Here is a 19,611-nt window from a genome sequence, read left to right on the forward strand (position 1 = left end):
CCGCCTTTTCAGGCTAAGCCCTTGATTTACAAGGACTTTTGGGCTGACTTGGGATCGTCTGAGAAAGGAAGATGGTGGCCTGGGACGGAATCGAACCATCGACACGCGGATTTTCAATCCGCTGCTCTACCAACTGAGCTACCGGGCCTGAGCCTTGAATTATAGCCAGAAAAAACGCCCCTGGAACCCAGGCCACGAATTTTCTGAAAAATCGTCGTCCGTGCCCTCCCGGTCACTGGCTGCGCTTGCTGCGCCCCAGGTCCACGCCCAGCTGCCGCAGCTTGCGGTACAGGTGGGTGCGCTCCAGCCCCGTCTTCTCGGCCACGCGGGTCATGGAGCCGCCTTCGCGCGCCAGGTGAAACTCGAAATACGCTTTCTCGAAGCCGTCGCGCGCCTCGCGCAGCGGGCGGTCGAGGTCGAACCCCTGGTGGGCACTGGGGCCGCTGGAGGCGAGCCCCGGTCCTCCCGCATTGGCCGACGTGGGGGCCTGGGAAGCATCGGATGCAGAGGCGGCAGCAGCGGCCGACGCCGGCGTCGCGGACAGCGCAGGCGCCGCGGCCGGTGCGGCCGCCGCGGGCGCGGGCACCGTGCGGGCCAGTCCCTGCTCCACGGCCTTGAGCAGCTTCTGCAGCGTGATCGGTTTCTCGAGGAACGAGAATGCCCCGATGCGCGTGGCCTCCACCGCGGTGTCGATGGTGGCGTGCCCGCTCATCATGATGACGGGCATGGTCAGCGCCCCGGCGGTCGCCCATTCCTTGAGCAGGGAGACACCGTCGGTATCGGGCATCCAGATGTCGAGCAGGACCAGGTCGTAGGCGTTCGCCGACCGGGCGGCCCGGGCCTGGGTGGCGTTCTCGGCCAGATCCACGCTGTGTCCTTCGTCGTTCAGGATTTCGGACAGCAAATCGCGGATACCGAGTTCGTCGTCAACCACCAATATGTTTGCCATGGGTAGGGATGCTGCAGCGGGGCTGCGTGTAACGTGTTGTTAATAAACCACGGGGTGTTCAGGCGCGAATGATAGCGACACTTGTGCCCCCCGGATCACGCCGTCCTCCACGCGATTGGAAAGATCGATGCGCGCCCCATGTTCGTCGGCGATTTTCTTCACCACCGCCAGGCCCAGGCCGGTGCCGCGGGGCTTGGTGGTGACATAGGGCTCGAAGGCCCTTTGCAGGATGTGTGCCGGAAAACCCGTGCCCGCGTCGCTCACCGTCAGGCGTACCCGGCGCGAGGTCTCGCTCCAGCGCGTGGCGATGCGCACCGGGGCGGGCGCCACGCCCTGCTCGCGCGCGCGCTGCTCGCTCGCATCCTGTGCGTTCTGCAGCAGGTTGTGGATCACCTGCCGCAGTTGCTGGGCGTCGCCGGCGATCGCCGGGCAGCGCGGGTCGAGTTCGGCTTCCACCGGCACCGTGGCGGTTTCCGCGCCATACAGGTGCAGGATGTCGCCCACCAGCCCGTTCAGGTCCAGGCGCTGCAGTTCGGCCGCGGGCAGCCGCGCATAGTCGCGGAACTCGTTGACCAGGCGCTTCATCGCATCCACCTGGTCGACGATGGTCTTGACCGACTTGGCCAGCACCGCCTCTTCCGGGGCGCCCAGCTTGCCGGTCAGCTTCATCTCCAGCCGCTCGGCCGACAGCTGGATCGGCGTGAGCGGGTTCTTGATCTCGTGCGCCAGCCGGCGCGCGACCTCGCCCCACGCCTGGGCGCGCTGGGCCGAGACGATTTCCGAGATGTCGTCGAACACCAGCAGCCGCAGCGCGTCGGGCAGCTCCGCGCCCCGCGCCACCAGGCTCGTCCCGTTGCCGGCCGGCCCCGCATGGGCGGGGTCCCCTCCGCCCACGTGCAGGTCGAACGGGTGCTGCCAGTGGTCCAGTCCGTGCTGCTGCTCGCGGTCGCCCAGGAAGGCGTCGAAATGCGCCTGCACGGCCGCCGCAAAGGCCGCCAGCCCCGGCACCTCCGCCAGCGGCCGGCCCTCGAACGCTGCCATGGGCGCACGCAGGATGCGGGTCGCGCCCGGGTTCGTGGACTGGATGCGGCCCTGCGCGTCCAGCACGATCACGCCGGCCGTCAGGTTGTCCAGAATGGTCTGCAGGCGCGCGCGCGCGGCGTCGACCTCGCCCATGCTGTGCTCCACCGCGGAGCGCGCGTCGGCCAGCTGCTGCGTCATGACCGCGAAGGAGCGCGTCAGCCCGCCCAGCTCGTCGCCCGTCTGCAGCACTGCCTTGGGGCTCAGGTTGCCCGAGGCCACCTCGCGCACACCTTCAGCGAGCACCAGCAGCGGCCTCGCCAGCTGCCGGCCCAGCAGCACGGCCAGCAGCACCGCGCCGAACACCGCCAGGAACAGGCTGAGCGTGAGCGTGCCGATGTACATGCGCCGCAGTCCGCCGCGGGCCAGCGCGCGCTCCTGGTATTCGCGGTTCGCCTCCTGCACCGCCAGGGCGTTGGCGACCACCACCTGCGGCAGGCGCATCGTGGCCTGCAGGTAGCGCGGCTCCTCCAGCAGGCCTACGGTCGTGGTGCCCACCATCACCAGCGTCTTGACCCGCGCGTTCTGCACGGCCTGCGGGTCGGCCGCTTCGTCCAGCCCCTCGATCTGGAAGGCCGAGCGCTGCTGCCGGGCATTGCGCAGCAGCTGCGGCGCCGGCCGCTCGGGATTGAGGTCGAAGCGGGACTGCCCGGCGCTCGCCACCGGCTGCCCCGCCGAGTTGAAAAGCACCACGTCCGTCGCGCCCAGCTGGTCGCGGATGCGCTCCAGCACCAGGCCCGCGGCCGCATCCGGCACCGGTGCCAGCTGGATGCTGGCGGTGCGCGCCTGCGACGCCATGTCGCTGGCCAGCGTATCGAGCGTGGCCCGGGCCAGGCTCACCCCGGCGGACAGGGCCCCCTCCACCTTCACGTCGAACCAGCTCTCGATGGACCGCGACACGAACTGGTAGGACACCACGTAGATCAGCAGCCCCGGCACCAGTCCCACCAGCCCGAAGATGCCCGCCAGCTTCACCAGCAGCCGGCTGCCGAAGCGGCCCTTGCGCAGCCGCACCACCAGGCGCACCGCCACCCATATCAACACCGCGAAGAGCAGCAGCGCCACCAGCACGTTCAGCCCGAAGAGCCACGCGTAGTTGCGTTCGTACATGGCCCGGTTGTTCGTCGAGACGGTGAGCAGGAACAGCAGCACCAGGCCGATGGCGCTCATCACGGCGACGGACACGCCCAGTGCCCAGCGCGCGGCGCGGGCCTGCCGGCCGCTGCGGACGGTCACGGGTTCCCGGGGCGATGCGGGATCGGAAGGCGTCGGGCTCATGGCTGCGGCTCGATGGCCAGGCGTTCGGTGCGCGAAATCGCGAGATCCCATCCGGAACGCCCCATGGCGCCGATCTGGAACGGCCTCGGCAGCTGCGACATGTCGAGCCGGAAGCGCAGATGCACCAGGTGCGCGGCCTGGCGGTCGATGTCGTCGATATCGGCGATCTTCCAGCGCGCGATGCGCTGCATCGCCACCAGTGCTTCCTCCAGCTCGTCGTAGCTCTGGCCCAGAGCCACGCCCAGCCCGCTCGCGGGAAACGGCACCGTGGACTGGTTGAGCCGCCAGCGGCGCGTGAGGGGCTGGTAGCTCAGCCGCAGGTAGCGGGTGGCGCGCGCGACGGTCTTGTCGGACCAGTACCAGCGCTCCCGCAGCACCTCGGCCTCTTCCACGAAATAGAGGGTGATGCCCTTGAGCAGCGCATCCTCCGCCAGGTCCGGCAGCTCGAAATGCAGGGCGGCGGAAAGGTACAGGCCGGTATCCGCGGCCTCCAGCTTCAGGTCTGTGAGCTTGTCGTTCCCGGCCTGCGCGGCAGCCGGCCCCGGCAGGGAAAGCCACAGCCCCAGGCACAGCAGGAGCGTCCAGCAGGCGCGGCGCCGTACGGCGGCCCATGCGGACTGCTGGCGCGCGCGCCAGCCCCGCGCCGGCAGGGCCTCAGGCGGGCTGCCGGCCCAGAAGTGCGTAGAAGAAACCGTCATGCTCACGGGGTGGATTCTCGCGGACGCTGCCGCCATCGCCGGGATCCCGGGGCAGCAAATGTCCGGGCGAAGGCAGCAAATGGGCATCATTGTTGTTCGCAAGAAACGACTGGACCGTGTCATCGCCTTCCGCCCGGAACACGGAACAGGTGCAATACAGCATGCGACCGCCCGGCCGCAGCAGCGGCCAGAGCGTGGACAGCAGCCGCGCCTGCTGGGCGGCCAGCTGCGCGATGTCCCCGGGGCGCCGCAGCCAGCGCACGTCCGGATGGCGTCGCACGATGCCCGACGCCGTGCAGGGTGCGTCCAGCAGGATGGCGTCGAAGGGTTCTCCGCCGCAGGCCTGCTGCCACCAGTCCTCCGGGCGCCCGGCGTCGGCCACCAGCACCTGCGCCTGCAGGCCCAGCCGCTGGAGCGTTTCGCCGATGCGCGCACTGCGCAGCGGGTCGATCTCCAGCGCGGTCACCTGGACCGGCGACCCGGCACCGGCATATTCGAGCAGGTGTGCGGTCTTGCCGCCCGGCGCCGCGCAGGCATCCAGCACCCTCAGCGGCAGCCCCAGGTCCAGGCCGGACAGCAGCAGGGGGGCGGCCTGCTGGGCCGCGAGATCCTGCACCGAAACCCAGCCGTCGGCGAACCCGGGAAGCCGCTGCACGGGCTGCGGAGCCTCCAGGACCAGCCCGGTGTCGGTCACCGGCCAGGCCTTCATGCCCACCGCTTCCAGCGCAGCCAGGTAGCCGGCCATGTCCACCTTGCCACGGTGGATGCGCAGCGCCATCGGGGCCTGCGCGTTGTTGGCGCGCAGGATCTGCTCCCAATGGCCGGGATGGTCCTTCCGCAGGCGCTCGATCCACCACGCGGGGTGGTTCCACCGGGCGACGGGATCCGTATCTGTGGCAGCCACCAGCGCATCCCGCTCGCGCAGGAAGCGCCGCAGACAGGCATTCACGAAAGCCGCCTGCCCGCGCGTTGCGGCATGGCGCTTGGCCGCCTCCACCGCCTGGTTCACGAGCGTGAACGGCTCATAGGGAGCGGCACCCGCCTGCCAGCCCAGGGCCAGGGTGGAACACAGCAGCGCATCCACGCGCGGCTTGGGCCGCCGCGGGGCCAGCTGCGCCCGCAGCGCCTCCGCTCGGCCCAGCTGGCGCAGCACCGCGAAGAACAGCGCCTGCACCCCGGCGCGCAGCACCGGATCCACTGCCGCCAGGGCCGCGGTCCCCGACTGGCCGCCGCGCACCGCCATCACGGCATCCACGACCGCGTCGAGCTGCCGCCACAGGGGAATGGCCCCTGCGGGCGAATCCGGGCGGGAAGTGGAAGGATGCGCGGGGGAGGCTGGCATGGATGGAGGGCCGCGAAAGGGCGAACGAAGAAAGGAAAAAATCAGGAACGCCGCAGCCGCCGTCAGAACGCCTGCGCGGCATGGAAGCCGAAAAGCCAGGCCAGCAGCCGGGCGGGAAATTGCCGGATGGCGCCGTTGTAGGAAGCCACGGCATCATTGAACTGCCCGGTCGCCAGGGCCGCATGGGCCCAGAGCTCCTGCCACCGTGTTTCCCAGAGCGCCAGGGCGTCCTCGCCCGGGACCGCCACGGTCGTCAGCGACGAGTCCGGCGCGCTCGCCTCGCCACCGTCGGGCCCGGCAGCGCCCTCGCGCGGTTCACGGGCCGCCCGCACCATCGCGGCCCAGGCCGTGCGCAGCACCTCGCGGGCAGCGGCCAGCGCCGCAGCGGCCCCGGCATCGAGCGGACGCGCGCGCGCCACGGCCAGGCAGGCGCCGAACTGGGTGGTCGCCGCCCACAGGGCCGTGCGCACCTCCGATTGCGCGGGCAGCGCGGGGCTCTGCGCCGCCTCGTACTCGCCGAGCATGCCCGTGATACGCACGAAATGCACGTCCAGGCCGCCGAACGCCTGAATGGCCGCGGAGCGCAGCCGGACCAGCCGGTTGTAGGCGCCCACCGCCCAAAACAGCAGCACCGCCAGAAAAATCCAGGTCGTCAGCATCGCAGCAATGGCAAGGGCCCCGCGGACCACCGCGAAGGCGCGAAATCAAAAAAAGAAAAAGGGCACGGCCCGCCAGCAACCGCCGCCGCGCCTGAAAAAACGCTCCCGGCCTGCCAAGGGCGGCAGAGCGGGAGCGTTGCGGCAGGCCGTTCGGCTTGCAGGCGCGGCCGTGGGTTACTCGGCCGAGCCGCTTTCCACGCCGGAGCCTTCGACTTCCGGGGCTTCCTCGGGGGCCGTCGTGGCCATCTCGGCAGCCTCGGCGTCGGCGATGGCGCGGCGCTCGGCGTCGTCCATGGCTTCCTTGGCCTTGCGTGCCTGGTGGTAGGCCAGGCCGGTACCCGCCGGGATCAGGCGGCCCACGATCACGTTCTCCTTCAGGCCGCGCAGCTCGTCGCGCTTGCCCATGATGGCAGCCTCGGTGAGCACGCGGGTCGTTTCCTGGAAGGAAGCGGCCGAGATGAACGAATCGGTGGACAGCGATGCCTTCGTGATACCCAGCAACACGTTGCTGTAGGTCGCGGGGATCTTGTCCTCGGACTGCAGCTGTTCGTTGGTGTTGAGGATCTCCGAACGCTCGACCTGCTCGCCGGCGATGTAGCCGGACTCGCCCGGGTTCTCGACCACGACACGGCGCAGCATCTGGCGAACGATCACCTCGATGTGCTTGTCGTTGATCTTCACACCCTGCAAGCGATACACGTCCTGCACTTCATCGACGATGTAGCGCGACAGCTCCTCGATGCCCAGCAGGCGCAGGATGTCCTGCGGATCGGCCGGGCCGTCGACGATCAGCTCGCCCTTGTTCACCACCTGGCCTTCGTGGACCAGCACGTTCTTTTCCTTGGGCACCAGTTCGTCCCAGACCTTGCCGTCCGGATCGGTGATCTGCAGGCGCACCTTGCCCTTGGTTTCCTTGCCGAAGGACACCGTGCCGGTGATCTCGGCCAGCATGCCCTTGTCCTTGGGCGAGCGGGCTTCGAACAGCTCGGCCACGCGGGGCAGACCCCCGGTGATGTCGCGGGTCTTCTGGCCTTCGACCGGAATACGCGCCAGCACTTCGCCGGGGCCCACGTCCTGGCCGTCGCGCACCTGGATCAGCGCGCCAACCTGGAAGCCGATCGTCACCGAGTGATCGGTACCGGGGATTTTCACCTCGGCGCCGTTCGCATCGACGAGCTTCACCTGCGGGCGCACCACCTTGGCGGAGCCGCGGCGCTTCGGATCGATCACGACCAGCGTGGACAGGCCGGTCACGTCGTCCACCTGCTTGGCGACGGTGAGGCCTTCCTCGATGTTCTCGAACTTCACCTGGCCGGCGAATTCCGTGATGATCGGTCGCGTCAGCGGATCCCAGTTGGCCAGGATCGTGCCGGCCTTGACCTGCTGGTCGGCCTTCACCGTCAGCGTCGCGCCGTACGGCACCTTGTGGCGCTCGCGCTCGCGGCCATGCTCGTCCTGGATGATGACTTCACCCGACCGCGCGATGACGACCAGCTCGCCCTTGCTGTTGGTCACGTAGCGCATCGTGGCATTGAAGCCGATCACGCCGTTGGACTTGGCTTCCACGCTCGAGGCGATGGCGGCACGCGAAGCGGCACCACCGATGTGGAACGTACGCATCGTCAGCTGCGTGCCGGGTTCGCCGATGGACTGGGCAGCGATCACACCCACGGCTTCGCCGAGGTTGATCAGGCCGCCACGGCCCAGATCGCGGCCATAGCACTTGGCACAGAGGCCGTAGCGCGTCTCGCAGGTCAGCGCGGTGCGCACCTTCACCTCGTCCACGCCGGCGGCTTCCAGCTCTTCGAGGGTGTCCTCGTCCAGCATCTGGCCGGCCGGCACCAGCACGGCACGGGTTTCGGGGTGCAGCACCTCTTCGGCCGTGGAGCGGCCGAGCACGCGGTCGCGCAGCGACTCGATCACTTCACCGCCTTCGACGATGGCCCGCATCACCGAACCGTTGCTCGTGCCGCAGTCCTCTTCGGTCACCACGAGATCCTGCGTCACGTCCACCAGGCGGCGGGTGAGGTAGCCGGAGTTCGCGGTCTTCAGCGCCGTATCCGCCAGGCCCTTCCGGGCGCCGTGGGTGGAGATGAAGTACTGCAGCACGTTCAGGCCTTCACGGAAGTTCGCCGTGATGGGGGTCTCGATGATGGAGCCGTCGGGCTTGGCCATCAGGCCGCGCATGCCGGCCAGCTGGCGGATCTGCGCGGCGGAACCCCGGGCGCCCGAGTCGGCCATCATGTAGATGGCATTGAAGGACTCCTGGTTCACTTCCTTGCCGTGGCGGTCGGTGGTCTTCTCGACCTTGAGCTGGTCCATCATCACCTTGGACACGTCGTCGCCGGCCTTGCCCCAGATGTCCACCACCTTGTTGTAGCGCTCGCCGGCGGTCACCAGACCGGAGACGTACTGCTGCTCGATCTCCTTCACTTCGGATTCGGCGCGTGCCAGGATGTCGGCCTTCTGCGGCGGCACGAGCATGTCGTCGATCGCCACAGAGAAGCCGGCGCGCGTGGCCAGGCGGAAGCCGTTCTGCAGCAGCTTGTCCGCGAACACCACGGTCTCCTTCAGGCCGCACTTGCGGAAGCTCACGTTGATGAGCTTGGAGATTTCCTTCTTCTTCAGCGACTTGTTGATGTTGCTGAAGGGCAGGCCCTTGGGAAGGATCTCCGACAGCAGTGCACGGCCGACGGTCGTGTCGACCAGCGAGGTCGAAGGCACGAACTCGCCGGTGGCCTTGTCCTTGGTCCATTCGGTCAGGCGCACGCTGATGCGGGCATGCAGCTCCGCCTGGCCGGCATCCAGCGCGCGCTGGACTTCGCCCGTGTCGGAGAAGATCAGGCCCTCGCCCTTGCCGTTGATCTTGTCGCGGGTGGCGTGGTAGAGGCCCAGCACCACGTCCTGCGAAGGCACGATGGAGGGCTCGCCCGAAGCGGGGAACAGCACATTGTTGGAGGCCAGCATCAGCGTGCGGGCTTCCATCTGCGCTTCCACCGACAGCGGCACGTGGACGGCCATCTGGTCACCGTCGAAGTCGGCGTTGAAAGCCGCGCAGACGAGCGGGTGCAGTTGGATGGCCTTGCCTTCGATCAGGATCGGCTCGAAGGCCTGGATGCCCAGGCGGTGCAGCGTCGGAGCACGGTTCAGCATGACCGGGTGCTCCTTGATGACCTCTTCCAGGATGTCCCAGACCACCGGCGTGCCGGATTCGACTTCCTTCTTCGCGGCCTTGATGGTCGTGGCAATGCCCATCTGCTCGAGGCGCGAGAAGATGAAGGGCTTGAACAGCTCCAGAGCCATCAGCTTCGGCAGGCCGCACTGGTGCAGCTTGAGCGTCGGGCCCACGGTGATCACGGAACGGCCGGAGTAGTCCACCCGCTTGCCCAGCAGGTTCTGGCGGAACCGGCCGGACTTGCCCTTGATCATGTCGGCCAGCGACTTCAGCGCGCGCTTGTTGGCGCCCGTCATCGCCTTGCCGCGGCGGCCGTTGTCCAGCAGCGAATCGACGGCTTCCTGCAGCATCCGCTTCTCGTTGCGCGCAATGATCTCCGGAGCCTTCAGCTCCAGCAGGCGGCGCAGGCGCGAGTTGCGGTTGATGACGCGGCGGTACAGATCGTTCAGGTCGGAGGTCGCGAAGCGGCCGCTGTCCAGCGGAACCAGCGGACGCAGGTCCGGCGGCAGCACGGGCAGCACGTCCAGCACCATCCACTCGGGCTTGATGCCCGACTTCTTGAACGCCTCCAGCACTTTCAGGCGCTTGGCGTTCTTCTTCACCTTGACTTCGGAGCCGGTCAGGTCGCCGCGCAGCTTCTCGATCTCCAGATCGATGTCGATGCCTTCGAGCAGGTCCTTGATGCCTTCCGCGCCCATCTTGGCGATGAACTCGTCGCCGTATTCCTTGCGCTTCGCGTCATGGTCGTCCTCGGACATGATGCCGAACTTCTTCAGCGGGGTCATGCCGGGGTCGGTCACCACGTAGGCTTCGAAATACAGCACGCGCTCGATGTCGCGCAGCGTCATGTCGAGCACCAGGCCCAGGCGCGAAGGCAGCGACTTCAGGAACCAGATGTGCGCGCAGGGCGCGGCCAGGTCGATGTGGCCCATGCGCTCGCGGCGCACCTTGGTCTGCGTCACTTCCACGCCGCACTTCTCGCAGATCACGCCGCGGTGCTTCAGGCGCTTGTACTTGCCGCACAGGCACTCGTAGTCCTTGATCGGGCCGAAGATCTTGGCGCAGAACAGGCCATCGCGCTCGGGCTTGAACGTGCGGTAGTTGATCGTCTCGGGCTTCTTCACCTCGCCGAAGGACCAGGAACGGATCTTCTCCGGCGACGCCATGCCGATGCGGATGGCATCGAAATGCTCGTCCGGCGTGAATTGCTTGAACAGGTCGAGTAGAGACTTCATAAACCCTATCTCCTAGTACTTCTTAAGAACGTTCCAGTTCGATGTCCAGGCCCAGGGAACGGATTTCCTTGACCAGCACATTGAACGACTCGGGCATGCCTGCCTCGATCGCATGTTCGCCCTTGACGATGGACTCGTACACCTTGGTACGGCCCTGCACGTCGTCGGACTTCACGGTGAGCATTTCCTGCAGCACGTACGAGGCACCGTACGCTTCCAGCGCCCACACTTCCATTTCCCCGAAACGCTGGCCGCCGAACTGGGCCTTGCCGCCCAGCGGCTGCTGCGTCACGAGCGAGTACGGGCCGGTGGAACGGGCGTGCATCTTGTCGTCCACCAGATGGTGCAGCTTCAGGTAGTGCATGTAGCCGATCGTCGTGGGACGCTCGAACTGCTCGCCCGTACGGCCGTCGTACAGGTAGGCCTGCGTGCGGCTGTCGGTCAGGCCCTTGCGCTCCTTGATGTCGTCTGGATAGGCCAGCTTCAGCATGGCCTTGATCTCGGCTTCCGACGCGCCGTCGAACACCGGCGTCGCATACGGGACGCCGTTGGTCAGGTTGCCGGCCATGGCCATCACCTCGTCGTCGCTCAGCATCGACAGGTCTTCCTTGCGGCCGCGCGAGTTGTAGACCTCTTCGAGGAATTTGCGCATCTCGGCTGCCTTGGCCTGGTCGCGCAGCATGTCACCGATGCGCTGGCCGATGCCCTTGCCGGCCCAGCCCAGGTGGACTTCCAGCACCTGCCCGATGTTCATCCGCGAAGGCACGCCCAGCGGGTTCAGCACGATGTCGGCAGGCGTGCCGTCGGCCATGTAGGGCATGTCTTCGACCGGAACGATCTTGGACACCACGCCCTTGTTTCCGTGACGGCCGGCCATCTTGTCGCCAGGCTGCAGGCGGCGCTTGACGGCCAAGTACACCTTCACCATCTTCAGCACGCCGGCCGGCAGCTCGTCGCCTTGCGTGAGCTTCTTGCGCTTCTCTTCGAAAGCCAGGTCGAAGCTGTGGCGCGTCTGCTCCAGGGCGTTCTTGATGGACTCGAGCTGCGTCGCCACCTCGTCTTCCGCCGGGCGGATGTCGAACCAGTGGAACTTCTCGACGGAAGCCAGGTAGGCCTTGTCGATCTTCGTGCCCTTGGCCAGCTTCTGCGGGCCGCCGTTGGCCACGCGGCCGTTCAGCAGCTTCTCGATACGGTCGAATGCGTCGGCCTCCACGATGCGCAGCTGGTCGTTCAGGTCCAGGCGGAAGCGCTTGAGTTCATCGTCGATGATCTGCTGGGCGCGCTTGTCGCGCTGGATGCCTTCACGCGTGAACACCTGCACGTCGATCACGGTGCCCGAGGAGCCCTGGTCCACGCGCAGCGAGGTGTCCTTCACATCGGAAGCCTTCTCGCCGAAGATGGCGCGCAGCAGCTTCTCTTCCGGCGTCAGCGTGGTCTCGCCCTTCGGCGTGACCTTGCCCACCAGCGTATCGCCGGGCTGCACTTCGGCACCCACGTAGATGATGCCGGACTCGTCCAGGCGGTTCAGCTGCTGTTCCGACAGGTTCGGGATGTCGCGCGTGATTTCCTCGGCGCCCAGCTTCGTGTCGCGGGCCATCACCACCAGCTCCTCGATGTGGATCGAGGTGTAGCGGTCTTCGGCCACTACGCGTTCGGAGATCAGGATCGAATCTTCGAAGTTGTAGCCGTTCCAGGGCATGAACGCGATCAGCATGTTCTGGCCGATGGCAATCTCGCCCAGGTCGGTGGAGGCACCGTCGGCGATCACGTCACCCTTGGCCAGCACGTCGCCCTTCTTCACGATGGGACGCTGGTGGATGTTCGTGTTCTGGTTGGAACGCTGGTACTTGATCAGGTTGTAGATGTCCACGCCGACTTCGCCGGCCACGGCTTCGTCGTCGTTCACGCGCACCACGATGCGGGTAGCATCCACGTAGTCCACGATACCGCCGCGGCTGGCCGTCACCACCGTGCCGGAGTCCACGGCCGCCACGCGCTCGATGCCGGTGCCCACCATGGGCTTTTCCGGACGCAGCACGGGCACGGCCTGGCGCGACATGTTGGCGCCCATCAGTGCGCGGTTCGCATCATCGTGCTCCAGGAAGGGCACCAGCGATGCGGCCACCGACACGATCTGCGCGGGCGACACGTCCATGTACTGCACACGCTCGGCGGACAGCAGCGTGGATTCACCCTTCTCGCGGGCCGACACCAGGTCGCCGGTCAGGCGGCCTTCGGCATCCAGCGTGGCGTTGGCCTGGGCGATGACGTACTTGCCTTCCTCGATGGCCGACAGGTAATCGATCTGGTCGGTCACCTTGCCGTCCACCACGCGGCGGTACGGCGTCTCGATGAAGCCGTACTCGTTCAGGCGGGCGTACAGGGCCAGCGAGTTGATCAGACCGATGTTCGGGCCTTCAGGCGTTTCGATAGGGCAGACGCGGCCATAGTGCGTGACGTGCACGTCGCGCACTTCGAAGCCGGCGCGTTCGCGCGTCAGACCGCCCGGGCCCAGGGCCGAGACGCGGCGCTTGTGCGTGATTTCCGCCAGCGGGTTGGTCTGGTCCATGAACTGCGACAGCTGCGACGCACCGAAGAACTCCTTCAGGGCGGCGGAGATCGGCTTGCTGTTGATCAGGTCGTGCGGCATCAGCGGCTCTTGCTCCGCCTGGCCCAGACGTTCTTTCACGGCCTTCTCGATACGCGCCAGGCCCGTGCGGTACTGGTTCTCGGCCAGCTCGCCCACGCAACGCACGCGGCGGTTGCCCAGGTGGTCGATGTCATCGACTTCGCCCTTGCCGTTGCGCAGGTCCACCAGGATCTTCACCACGGCCAGGATGTCGTCGTTGGACAGCACCATCGGGCCGGTGGATTCGTCGCGGCCGATCTTGGCGTTGAACTTCATGCGGCCCACGCGCGACAGATCGTACGTGTCCGGGTTGTAGAACAGGCGCTGGAACAGGGCCTGCACGGCGTCTTCCGTCGGCGGCTCGCCGGGGCGCATCATGCGGTAGATCGCCACGCGGGCGGCGAACTCGTCCACCGTCTCGTCGATGCGCAGCGTCTGCGAGATGTACGCGCCCTGGTCCAGCTCGTTCGTGTAGATGACCTGCAGGTCCTGCACGCCGGCCGAACGCAGCTTCTTCAGCAGCGCTTCGGTGAGTTCCTCGTTGGCCTTGGCCACGATCTCGCCGGTATCGCCGTCCACGATGTTGCGCGCGACCACGCGGCCGATCAGGAAGTCTTCCGGCACGCTGATGTGGGTCGTGCCGGACTGCTCCAGCTCACGGGTGTGGCGGGCGGTGATCCGCTTGTCCTTGGCCACGACGACCTTGCCGGACTTGTCGGTGATGTCGAAGCGCGCCACTTCGCCCTTCAGGCGATCGGCCACGAACTCCATCTGCGCGCCGCTGTCCATCAGGCGGAAGTTGTCGTTGACGAAGAAGTTCGCCAGGATCGATTCCGGGTTCAGGCCGATGGCCTTCAGCAGGATCGTGACCGGCATCTTGCGGCGACGGTCCACGCGGAAGTACAGGATGTCCTTCGGGTCGAACTCGAAGTCCAGCCAGGAGCCGCGGTAGGGAATGATGCGTGCGGAAAACAGCAGCTTGCCGGAACTGTGCGTCTTGCCCTTGTCGTGCTCGAAGAACACGCCGGGCGAACGGTGCAGCTGGGACACGATCACGCGCTCGGTGCCATTGATGATGAACGAGCCCTTGTCGGTCATCAGGGGCACCTCGCCCATGTAGACCTCCTGCTCCTTCACTTCCTTCACCACCTTGGACTGCGACGTCGAGGACTCGCGGTCGTAGATGATGAGCTGCACCTTGGCGCGCACGGCCGAGGCGAACGTCAGGCCGCGGGTCTGGCACTCGCGCACGTCGAACGCCGGCTTGGCCAGGTTGTATTCCACGAACTTCATCTCGACGAAACCGTTGTGCGAGACGATCGGGAACGCTGCGTTGAATGCGGCCTGCAGGCCTTCGTTGGTGCGTTTCTGCGGTGCCATGTCCGCTTGGAGGAAAGCGGTGTACGCGTCCTTCTGCATCTGCAGCAGGTACGGCACTTTGAGCACGCTGTCGCGGCTACCGAAACTCTTGCGAATGCGCTTGCGTTCGGTATAGCTGTACGTGGATGTTGGGGCCATGAGATCTCCGGGCAAAGACATGGATTGGGGTCTTCGACGACTACTGCCCCACAAGGAGCGCGGCCTTGCGGGCTTGGCGGTTGGCCACTACCAACCATGGCGGACGGCGATGCGTTGCACATCGCCCGAACCAAGGCGTCTTCTGTTGTCGGGTTGTCAGAAGACACTAGAAAGCAGGGAGGGAATGCCGCGGCGGGCGGCCGCTCCCTGCTTTCTGGTGCACTCTGCGCACATGCGCTTCTCAGAAGCGCGGAAAGGCTGGAGGCCCTTTGGGAGCCTCCAGCCTTGCCAAAGCAGCCGAATTACTTGAGTTCAGCCTTGGCGCCGGCTTCCACCAGCTTCTTGACAGCGGCTTCGGCGTCGGCCTTGGCGATGCCTTCCTTGACGTTCTTGGGAGCGCCGTCCACCAGGTCCTTGGCTTCCTTGAGGCCCAGGCCGGTGATTTCGCGCACAGCCTTGATGACGGACACCTTGTTGGCGCCGGCTTCGGTCAGCACGACGTTGAACTCGGTCTTCTCTTCGGCAGCAGCGCCACCGGCTGCAGCGCCGCCAGCAGCAGCGGGAGCGGCCATGGCGGCAGCGCTCACGCCGAACTTCTCTTCAATGGCCTTCACCAGGTCATTGAGTTCCATCACGGACATGCTGTCCAGGGCGGTCAAGAATGCGTCTTTATCGAATGCCATAATTTTTTCCTAACAATTGGTTTAAAGAGGGGACGACTGCAGCAAAGCCTCAAGCGGCTGCTGCTTCGCCTTCGCCTTTCTTTGCAGCCAAAGCACCCAGCACCACGGCGGTGCGGGAGATCGGCGACATCAGCAAGCCACACAGCTGGGCCAGCAGCACTTCCTTGGAAGGGATGTTGGCCAGTTGCTTCACGCCGTTCACGTCCAGGGCCTTGCCTGCGAAGGCGCCGCCGCGAATCACCAACTTGTCGTTGGTCTTCGCGAAATCGGCCACCACCTTGGCGGCGGCCACAGCGTCTTCGGAGAAGCCATAGATCAGAGGACCGGTCATCTGGTCGGCCACCACGTCGAACTGGCTGCCAGCCACAGCACGGCGGGCCAGAGTGTTCTTCAGAACACTCAGGCTCACACCCTTGCTGCGGGCGTCAACGCGCAGTTTCGTCATGTCGGCCACCGTGATGCCACGGTATTCCGCGATCACGAGCGTTTGAGCTTTTGCGGCGAGGCTGGTCACTTCATTGATGACCGCTTCTTTCTCACTGCGATTAAGACTCAAGGTCTACTCCTTCATATGCACACTCGGGGAATCCCTCGTGCGCGCTCTTGTTGCAGCGACCAACTGTTTCGGAATCTAATTCCATCTGCAGCGGGATCGCCATCTGCGCTGGCTCCGTGGATTTAAATGCAGCCGGGGCTGCACACCAGCGGTCTTGGATGGCCCGGCGCATCGCTGCGCCGGCCCACCACCGAGGCGCCTTGCGGCACCTCAAGATCTCGTGTTGGCGTCAGGCCGCCGAGATGGATTGGGTATCGACGCGGACGCCAACGCCCATCGTCGAGGACACAGCCACCTTGCGCAGGTACTGACCCTTGCTGGTAGCCGGCTTGGCCTTGTTCAACGCCTCGATCAGCGCCACCAGGTTGCCCTGGAGCTTCTCGTTGTCGAAAGAACGGCGGCCGATCGTGCTGTGGATGATCCCGGCCTTGTCGACACGGAACTGCACCTGGCCGGCCTTGGCGTTCTTCACGGCCGTGGCGACGTCGGGCGTCACCGTACCCACCTTGGGGTTCGGCATCAGGCCGCGCGGGCCCAGGATCTGGCCCAGCGTACCCACGACGCGCATGGCATCGGGAGCAGCGATCACCACGTCGAACGGCATGTCACCGGCCTTCACCTGTGCAGCCAGATCGTCCATGCCCACGATGTCCGCGCCAGCAGCCTTGGCTTCCTCAGCCTTGGCGCCCTGGGCGAACACGGCCACACGGGTCGTCTTGCCGGTGCCGTTCGGCAGCACGACGGCACCACGCACCACCTGGTCCGACTTCTTGGCATCGATGCCCAGCTGAACGGCCACGTCGATGGATTCATCGAACTTGGCGGTTGCGGCTTCCTTCACCAGCACCACGGCATCGGCGAATGCGTACAGCTTCGTGCTGTCGACCTTGCCTTGCAGGGCCTTTTGCTTCTTGGTCAGCTTAGCCATTTACAGGCCCTCCACCGTAACGCCCATGGAACGGGCGGAGCCAGCCAGCGTACGGACGGCAGCGTCCACGTTGGCAGCGTTCATGTCCTTCAGCTTGGTCTTGGCGATCTCTTCCAGCTGTGCGCGGGTGATCTTGCCGACCTTCGTGCTCAGGGCGTTCGCGGAGCCCTTTTCCAGCTTGATCGCCTTCTTGATCAGGGTCGTCGCCGGAGGCGTCTTGATGATGAAGGTGAAGCTCTTGTCCGCGAAAGCCGTGATGACCACGGGCAACGGCAGACCCGGCTCGACGCCTTGGGTCTGGGCGTTGAACGCCTTGCAGAACTCCATGATGTTCAGGCCACGCTGACCCAGCGCGGGACCGATCGGAGGAGAGGGGTTCGCCTTTCCTGCCGGCACTTGCAGCTTGATAAAGCCGACGATTTTCTTCGCCATAGCGACTCCTTGCGGGTGATAACGCCTTCATGGAAGGCTCCCCGGGGTTGGTTGACTCCATTTAGGTGCGCCGAGTCAAAAAGCGCATGCAATCAGTGAGCCGTCAGGTCTTCTCGACCTGTCCGAACTCCAGCTCCACCGGGGTGGAGCGGCCAAAGATCATCACGGAGACGCGCACGCGGCTCTTCTCGTAATTGACTTCCTCGACCGAGCCGTTGAAGTCCGCGAACGGACCTTCCTTGACCCGCACCAGTTCGCCCACCATGAATTCGATCTTGTGGCGGGGCTTCTCGGTGCCCTCCTGGATCTGGTTGACGATCTTCTGGACCTCGTCTTCCGAGATCGGAGCAGGACGGTTCTTGGCGCCGCCCACGAAGCCCGTCACCTTGCTAGTGTGCTTCACCAGGTGCCAGGTGTCGTCGTCCATGACCATTTCGACGAACACGTAGCCAGGGAAAAGACGCCGCTCGGTCGTCTTGCGCTGGCCGTTCTTCATTTCCACGACCTCTTCCGTCGGGACGAGGATCCGGCCGAACTTGTCCTGCATGCCAGCCCGGTTGATGCGCTCCGTGATGTTGCGCTCTACCGCCTTCTCCATTCCAGAGTAGGCATGCACGATGTACCAGCGCAGATCCGGATTGGCAGACGATGCAGGCGCCTGGGCAGGCGAGAGGTTTTGATCGACAGCGTCATTCATGTTATTTCCTCCAGCCCAGGATCAGATCGTAGAGCACCCATTCCAGCGTCTTGTCGGTGAACCAGAGGAACAGTGCCATCACCAGAACGAATGCAAACACGTAGGCCGTCATCTGCAAGGTTTCCTTGCGGGTGGGCCACACGACCTTCTTGACTTCTTTCCAGGCATCCTTGGCGAAGCCGGTGAAGCGGCGGCCCGACTCGGACACCGCGAAGACGGCTGCAGCCGCGATGATCGCGACGATCAGAATCGCCCACTGGACCAGGGGACCCTGCCTGGACAGAAGGTAGAAACCGGCAATACCCGCAATCAGCAGCGCGACGACAGCGGCCAGCTTGGCCTTGTCGGCGCCTGTACTTACGGTTTCAATTTGCTGAGACGCTGCCATTCTTCATTCCGGTTGCAAAAATTGCGCTTTCACAAGACACCGAAGCCCGCCAGGTGTCTGGCGGGCTTTTTTTATGCCAGGTGACTGGCAGGGGCAGTAGGAATCGAACCTACAACCTTCGGTTTTGGAGACCGACGCTCTGCCAATTGAGCTATACCCCTATGTCCTGATCAGGCAATGATCTTGGCCACGACGCCGGCGCCGACCGTACGGCCGCCTTCGCGGATGGCGAAGCGCAGGCCTTCTTCCATGGCGATGGGGTTGATCAGCTTGACGGTGATCGACACGTTGTCGCCGGGCATGACCATTTCCTTGTCGGCCGGCAGCTCGATGGCGCCGGTCACGTCGGTCGTGCGGAAGTAGAACTGCGGACGGTAGTTGTTGAAGAAGGGCGTGTGGCGGCCGCCTTCGTCCTTCGACAGCACGTACACCTCAGCCGTGAAGTGGGTGTGGGGCTTGATGGAGCCGGGCTTGCACAGCACCTGGCCGCGCTCGACGTCTTCACGCTTGGTGCCGCGCAGCAGCAGGCCGACGTTGTCGCCAGCCTGGCCCTGGTCCAGCAGCTTGCGGAACATTTCCACGCCGGTGCAGGTGGTCTTTTGCGTATCGCGGATACCGACGATTTCGATTTCCTCGCCGACCTTGATGATGCCGCGCTCGACACGGCCCGTCACCACGGTACCGCGACCGGAGATGGAGAACACGTCTTCCACGGGCATCAGGAAGGCACCGTCCACAGCGCGCTCGGGCGTGGGGATGTAGGTGTCCAGGGCTTCGGCCAGCTTGTCGATGGCTTGCTCGCCCAGGGGGCCCTTGTCGCCTTCGAGGGCCAGCTTGGCCGAGCCGCGCACGATGGGGGTGTCGTCGCCAGGGAAGTCGTACTTGTCGAGGAGTTCACGCACTTCCATTTCGACGAGCTCGAGCAGCTCTTCGTCGTCCACCATGTCGCACTTGTTCAGGAAGACGATGATGTAGGGCACGCCCACCTGGCGGGCCAGCAGGATGTGCTCGCGCGTCTGGGGCATCGGGCCGTCGGCGGCCGAGCACACCAGGATGGCGCCGTCCATCTGGGCAGCACCGGTGATCATGTTCTTGACGTAGTCGGCGTGGCCGGGGCAGTCCACGTGGGCGTAGTGGCGGTTGGCCGTCTCGTACTCCACGTGTGCCGTGTTGATGGTGATGCCGCGGGCCTTTTCTTCGGGCGCTGCGTCGATTTCGTCGTACTTCTTGGCTTCGCCGCCGAACTTGGCGGACAGCACCGTGGCGATCGCTGCCGTCAGCGTCGTCTTGCCATGGTCCACGTGGCCGATCGTGCCCACGTTCACGTGGGGCTTGGTACGTTCGAACTTACCTTTTGCCATTTC

14 protein-coding genes and 2 tRNA genes are annotated in these 19,611 nt (G+C 65.6%); all 16 read right to left on the bottom strand.

The genetic code is table 11. The features are described 5' to 3' along the window. Positions 1–72 precede the first annotated feature (72 nt). Positions 73–148: transfer RNA gene (locus tag BLR05_RS17060), tRNA-Phe, on the bottom strand. Between the two features lie 84 nt (positions 149–232). Further along, a complete protein-coding gene (locus BLR05_RS17065; protein ID WP_092836363.1) occupies positions 233–949 on the bottom strand; it encodes a response regulator in 717 nt (238 codons plus the stop codon). 39 nt (positions 950–988) lie between these two features. Continuing rightward, a complete protein-coding gene (locus BLR05_RS17070; protein ID WP_092836365.1) occupies positions 989–3,307 on the bottom strand; it encodes a sensor histidine kinase in 2,319 nt (772 codons plus the stop codon). Further along, the gene (locus BLR05_RS17075) at positions 3,304–4,005 is read right to left on the bottom strand and encodes a DUF4390 domain-containing protein (protein ID WP_244160123.1); all 702 of its coding nucleotides are present in this window, start codon (positions 4,003–4,005) and stop codon (positions 3,304–3,306) included. The genes BLR05_RS17070 and BLR05_RS17075 overlap by 4 nt, the downstream gene beginning before the upstream one ends. Next, entirely contained in the window at positions 3,962–5,347 is a 1,386-nt protein-coding gene (rsmB, locus tag BLR05_RS17080; RefSeq protein ID WP_092836366.1) for a 16S rRNA (cytosine(967)-C(5))-methyltransferase RsmB, read from the bottom strand. The genes BLR05_RS17075 and rsmB overlap by 44 nt, the downstream gene beginning before the upstream one ends. 62 nt (positions 5,348–5,409) lie before the next feature. Next, entirely contained in the window at positions 5,410–6,006 is a 597-nt protein-coding gene (locus BLR05_RS17085) for a LemA family protein (RefSeq protein ID WP_092836368.1), read from the bottom strand. A 174-nt stretch (positions 6,007–6,180) separates the two neighbouring features. Beyond that, positions 6,181–10,416 carry a DNA-directed RNA polymerase subunit beta' gene (gene rpoC, locus BLR05_RS17090; RefSeq protein WP_092836370.1) on the bottom strand — a complete coding sequence of 1,412 codons (4,236 nt, stop codon included), beginning with the start codon at positions 10,414–10,416 and terminating at the stop codon, positions 6,181–6,183. 22 nt (positions 10,417–10,438) lie between these two features. Then, complete coding sequence (gene rpoB / locus BLR05_RS17095; protein ID WP_092836372.1) at positions 10,439–14,563, bottom strand: DNA-directed RNA polymerase subunit beta; 4,125 nt, start codon at positions 14,561–14,563, stop codon at positions 10,439–10,441. Positions 14,564–14,865: 302 nt separating this feature from the next. Then, positions 14,866–15,246 carry a 50S ribosomal protein L7/L12 gene (gene rplL, locus BLR05_RS17100; protein ID WP_092836375.1) on the bottom strand — a complete coding sequence of 127 codons (381 nt, stop codon included), beginning with the start codon at positions 15,244–15,246 and terminating at the stop codon, positions 14,866–14,868. Positions 15,247–15,295: 49 nt separating this feature from the next. After that, positions 15,296–15,802: a 50S ribosomal protein L10 gene (gene rplJ / locus BLR05_RS17105; RefSeq protein ID WP_011797539.1), complete on the bottom strand. Its 507-nt coding sequence runs from the start codon at positions 15,800–15,802 to the stop codon at positions 15,296–15,298. Positions 15,803–16,031: 229 nt separating this feature from the next. Continuing rightward, a complete protein-coding gene (rplA, locus tag BLR05_RS17110; protein WP_092836376.1) occupies positions 16,032–16,730 on the bottom strand; it encodes a 50S ribosomal protein L1 in 699 nt (232 codons plus the stop codon). After that, positions 16,731–17,162 carry a 50S ribosomal protein L11 gene (gene rplK, locus BLR05_RS17115; protein WP_013596801.1) on the bottom strand — a complete coding sequence of 144 codons (432 nt, stop codon included), beginning with the start codon at positions 17,160–17,162 and terminating at the stop codon, positions 16,731–16,733. Between the two features lie 103 nt (positions 17,163–17,265). Beyond that, the gene (gene nusG / locus BLR05_RS17120; RefSeq protein ID WP_092836377.1) at positions 17,266–17,859 is read right to left on the bottom strand and encodes a transcription termination/antitermination protein NusG; all 594 of its coding nucleotides are present in this window, start codon (positions 17,857–17,859) and stop codon (positions 17,266–17,268) included. Between the two features lies 1 nt (position 17,860). After that, positions 17,861–18,247, bottom strand: coding sequence for a preprotein translocase subunit SecE (secE, locus tag BLR05_RS17125; protein WP_092836378.1), 387 nt, complete (start codon positions 18,245–18,247; stop codon positions 17,861–17,863). A gap of 85 nt (positions 18,248–18,332) precedes the next feature. Beyond that, positions 18,333–18,408 (bottom strand) — tRNA-Trp (locus BLR05_RS17130). 9 nt (positions 18,409–18,417) lie between these two features. Continuing rightward, a complete protein-coding gene (gene tuf, locus BLR05_RS17135) occupies positions 18,418–19,608 on the bottom strand; it encodes an elongation factor Tu (protein WP_011793521.1) in 1,191 nt (396 codons plus the stop codon). Between the last annotated feature and the right edge of the window lie 3 nt (positions 19,609–19,611).

This window comes from Paracidovorax cattleyae (assembly GCF_900104515.1).
GTDB lineage: Bacteria > Pseudomonadota > Gammaproteobacteria > Burkholderiales > Burkholderiaceae_C > Paracidovorax > Paracidovorax cattleyae.